1 protein-coding gene is annotated in these 1,033 nt (G+C 50.1%); it reads left to right on the top strand.

Annotated features, from left to right (window positions below):
- The first annotated feature begins 146 nt into the window (after window positions 1-146).
- Entirely contained in the window at window positions 147-923 is a 777-nt protein-coding gene (locus DWZ76_RS14870) for an ATP-binding protein (RefSeq protein ID WP_118473077.1), read from the top strand.
- The last annotated feature ends 110 nt before the right edge of the window (window positions 924-1,033 follow it).

The raw sequence follows: 1,033 nt of genomic DNA on the forward strand, positions 1-1,033 counted from the left end.
ATAAAAGCATCAAGAACATACTTGATACCGGGAGTGACCGAACAGAGCCAGCTGACAAAGCTGCGGTAACCGATAACCATACGAGCTCAGAAAAAAGCAGCCACGCACTTACACGGGGTGCGGATTACTACAGGAGGTAAGGAACCATGACTACACAGAGCACTATAGATAAACTCATCGAAATGCGTCTAACATCCATGTCGGATGCATTCCTGACCCAGCTGCAGGACGCCCGAATGAGGGACATTTCCTTTGAAGACCGTTTCGGAATGCTGGTGGATATCGAATACAGCAACCGTAAGAGCAACAGCCTGAAACGGCTGATCCGTAATGCCGGATTCGACCAGCCAGATGCATACATCGGGGATATCAACTATACCTCCGGGCGGAAACTCAACCGCAGCCTGATCGAGCGTCTGGCAACCTGTGAGTACATCACAGAGCATCGAAACCTGTTCATCACAGGTGCCACAGGGAGTGGAAAGACCTACATGGCATGCGCTTTCGGTATGGAGGCCTGTAAGCGTCGATACACTACGAAATACGTTCGACTTCCGGACCTGCTCCTGGAGTTAGAGATGGCACGTAACGATGGAACTTACAAAAAGGTCCAGAGCAAATATGCCAATCCGATTCTACTGATCATCGATGAATGGCTGCTGTTGAAGCCAACCGCATCAGAACAGCACGATATACTGGAACTCCTCCATAGGAGACGCAAGAAGTCGTCAACCATCTTTTGTTCTCAGTATGATTGCAATGGCTGGTTCGATCAACTGGGAGGCGATGACAGTCCGCTCGCGGAAGCGATCCTGGATCGCATCAAGCATGATGCGTACAAGATCAACATCATCCCGACGGACCCGGCGAATTACAGATCCATGCGTGAAGTATACGGGTTGGATCCGGCATTAAGCGAGTAAACTCGCATGTAGCAAATGTGGTATCCCTGTTCCGGACTCACGGTATCATAGCGCCAGACTGCCGGTATCCGTTCCTTCGGAACAGGGGTACATTTGAACCGTAATATTCA

This window comes from Clostridium sp. AF35-15 (assembly GCF_003477745.1).
Taxonomy (GTDB): domain Bacteria; phylum Bacillota; class Clostridia; order Lachnospirales; family Lachnospiraceae; genus Otoolea; species Otoolea fessa.